The sequence below is a fragment of the Desulfocurvus sp. genome (genome assembly GCF_023230885.1).
GTDB lineage: Bacteria > Desulfobacterota > Desulfovibrionia > Desulfovibrionales > Desulfovibrionaceae > Desulfocurvus.
Genome location: NZ_JALNWM010000262.1, coordinates 1 through 3,512 on the forward strand (window position 1 = coordinate 1; position 3,512 = coordinate 3,512).

Annotated in this window: 2 protein-coding genes; both read right to left on the minus strand. The window is 69.1% G+C overall.

All coding sequences use genetic code 11. The annotated features are described in order from the left end of the window. The coding region (locus M0P34_RS14365; protein ID WP_291500341.1) for an O-antigen ligase family protein at positions 1-1,212 on the minus strand (1,212 nt) is incomplete at its 3' end. Positions 1,213-1,255: 43 nt separating this feature from the next. After that, positions 1,256-3,397 (minus strand): AAA family ATPase, encoded by a 2,142-nt coding sequence (locus M0P34_RS14370; protein WP_291500343.1) that lies wholly within the window; start codon positions 3,395-3,397, stop codon positions 1,256-1,258. Positions 3,398-3,512: the final 115 nt, after the last annotated feature.

The following is a 3,512-nucleotide window of genomic DNA, read 5'->3' on the forward strand; positions in this document are numbered from 1 at the left end:
GAAGACCCCCCGGGCCACGGCCCAGGCCCGCAGCATCAAAAACGCGAACAGCGCCAAGCCCACCAGCCCCGTCTCGATGACGATCCGGAAATACTGGCCGTCGATGAACTTGTAGCCCGTGACCCCGTAGCCCAGGATGGGGTGCTCCAGGATGTCCACGGCCACGTCCTTCCAGCTCTTGATGCGCTCCGACGAGGACGTGTCGAGCTTCACGCCCATGACCTCCTCCACGTCGGCACGGGTGCGGCCCTGCTCGAAGGTGAACTCCACGCGCTGGCGGGCGATGTCCGGCGCCAGCGCGAGCACCGCCACGAGCCCCAACCCCGCGACCCCCAGGGCCAGCGCCTTGCGCCGCGTCAGCAGCACGAGCATGCCCAGCACGCCCACAAGCCCCAGGTACGACCCGCGCGAGCCCGTGTGCAGCAGGGGCGCCAGGGCCAGCAGCACCACCAGCCCCAGCCCCAGCCGCCGCCGCCAGGACCGCGTGTGGACCATGAGCCCCGAGACCAGGGCGATCATGAACACCAGATAGCCGCCGAAGGTGTTGGGCTCGCCCTGGTCGCCCTCGAAGGGCGCGGTGATGCGCCCGCCGCCGGGGATCTGGGCGATGCCCGCCAGCGAGGCGATGACGCAGGTGGCCAGCATGGCCCACAGGAAGAGCTCCATGTCGCGCCGGGTGCGCAGATGATTCACGACCATGAAGTAGACGAACATGTACTCGAAGTACTTGAGAACGTAGAAAAACGTGGACTTGATGGCCACGCGGTCCATGACCGTGCCCAGGGCGGAGCTCAGCACGCAGATGAGGGTGTACAGGGCGATGGGCATGTTCAGCGGCGTCTTGAGGAACAGGCCCAGGCGCTTGTCGATGGCCATGCGCGCCAGCCAGCCGAAACCGACCACCACGAGGACGAAATCGTTGACCCGCAGGGTCACCCCCCGGCCCAGGGTGCCCTGGCCCGACAGGCCGCCCACGTTGAACTCCGGGCCCAGGAGCATGGAGAAGACGATGATCAGCAGGGCCGCGCGCGTGCTGAACAGGCAGATCGCGAACAGGGCCACCCCGCCGCCGAAGGCCAGGGCCCGGGCGGGCGACAGGTGCGGCAGCAGCCAGCCGAAGGCCAGAGCCAGCGGCAGCAGGATGAGCAGCGGCATGGCCAGCCGCAGCGGCGAGGGCCCCATGCCCCCGGGTCCGTTGAACTCCCGCGCCATGCCCGGCCCTCCGGCCCGCGCGCGCCCGCGTCCGGGCCCGCGCCTAGTAGTACTTGAAGGCCTTGAAGTCCTCGAAGTCGGGCGTGGCCCCGGCCTTCATGCCGTTGAGCACCACGCCAAGCAGGTTGGAATGCACGCGCACCAGCTCGCCCGCCGCGCGGCGCAGCAGCTCGCGCGAGACGCCGCCCACGCGGTAGACCAGCAGCACCCCGTCCACCAGGGTGCCCAGCACCGAGAGGTCCGCCGTGGACAGGATGGGCGCCGTGTCCAGCACGACCACGTCGTACTCGCGGCGCACCTCGGCCAGGAACTCGCCCAGCAGCTTGGACTCGATGAGCTCCGAGGGATTGGCGTAGGGCGTGCCCGCGGTGATCAGGTGCAGGTTGTCCAGCCCCGGGTTGGCCATAACGTCGTCGACGCCCATCTCGCCGAGCATGAGGTCGGTGATGGTCTTGATGGCGTCGCGCCAGAAATAGTTGCCCAGCAGGATGTCGGTGAGCCCCGGGCTGGCCTCAACCCCGAACGCCTCGGAGACCATGGGCTTGCGCAGGTCCGCGCCCACCAGGAGCACACGCTTGCCCGCCTGGGCCATGCTCACGGCCAGGTTGGCCGAGACCACGGTCTTGCCCTCCTGGGGCGTGGCGCTGGTCACGGCCAGGGTCTTGATGCCGCGCTCCTTGCCCAGGAACTGCACGTTGATGCGCAGGGCGCGGAAGCTCTCGGCGACCATGGACTTGGGCACGAAATGGGACACAAGGTGCATGGTCTGGCGCAGGGGCGAGCCCTCGGCGCGCACCCGGCCCTCGCGCAGCAGCTCGCGGATCTCGCGGATGCCCTCGTCGGGGATCACGCCCACGACCTTGGCGCCCACGGTCTCCTCCACCTCGCCCGTGGCGCCCACGGAGGTGTCGAAGGCCTCGCGCACCAGGGCGGCGATCATGCCCAGGATCAGCCCGACGAACACGCCGATGGCGGCAATGGCCTCGACCTTGGGCGGATTGACGGGCGAGGACGGCAGGAACGCGGGCTTGACGATGCGCACCTCGTCGGGCTTTTCGGCCTGGCGCAGGGCGGCCTCGCGGTTCTTCTCCTCCAGCATGGCCACCTTGGCGTTGTAGGACTCCACGCGGCGCTTGTGGCGCTCATAGGTCAGGCGGCGCTCCATGAGCGCGTTGATCTTGGCCTCGACCCCGGCGCGGGCATCCTCCTGGCGCAGGATCTGGTTGCCCAGGCTGGCGCGCTGGGCCTGGGCGACCACGGCCATCTTGCGCGCGGTCTCCACGATGTGCCGGTTCACGGCCACCACCGAGGGGTGGCTCGGGGTGTAGTCTTCGAGCAGGCTGTCGCGGCGCAGCAGCTCCTCCACGAGCCGGGCGCGCACGGCCTCGTATTCGGAGTTGGCATAGGGCGAATAGAGGTCGCCGCCGTAGCCCGTGGGCGAATCCACGAAGCGCTCCAGGCGCACCAGCAGCTCGCCCAGCTCCGCGCTGGCGGTCTGGGCCTCCTGGGTGGCGTTTTGCAGCTCGCGCATGCGCGTGAGCAGCGCCTCGCCCTGGAGGTCGATGGACACCAGCTGGTGGGCGCGGGTGAAGGAGTTGAAGTCGTCCTCGGCGGAGCGCAGCTCGGCGCGCGTGCGCTCCAGCTCCCCGGACAGGTAGGCCAGGGCGCGCTGCTGGCGCTGGCCCTGGTCGCGCAGGTAGAAGTCCTGGTAGGTCTGGGCCACGGTGTCCGCCGTGCGCTGGGCCATGCTCGGGGAGGCGTCCGTGGCGGAGATGTTGATGATGTTGGTGCCGGGCTCGCGGCGGACCATCACCCGCTTGCGCAGGGCGTCGATGACCTGGGCGTGGCCGGGGTGCTTCTGGAGGTCGGCCTCGGTCAGCCCGGCGGGAACGAGCCCCAGGCGCTCGGCCACCTCCTGGATGACCTGGTAGCTGGTCATGAGCGATATCTGGGCCTGGAGGCTGGTTTCCGCGCCCCAGGAGACAGTCTGCTCGTAGACGCCCTCCACCGGCTGCTCGCGCGAGAACTGCACGCTGCATATCGACTCGTACAGCGGCGCGGGCCCGAGGAACACCGCAAAACCCGCGCTGGCCAGGCCGAGCAGGGCCGTGGCCAGCAGCACGGTGACCTTGCGCTTGCGGAAGATGCGCCAGTATTCGCGCAGATTCACATCGTACTGTTCCACGGCGGCCTACGGCTTCCTGGTGTCGAGCTTCAGGTAGTCGCGATAGAAGTACGCGTCCTGCATGCTCCGGGGGTATTCGATGACGAAATCCAGCAACGGGGTGTGGTTGACGATC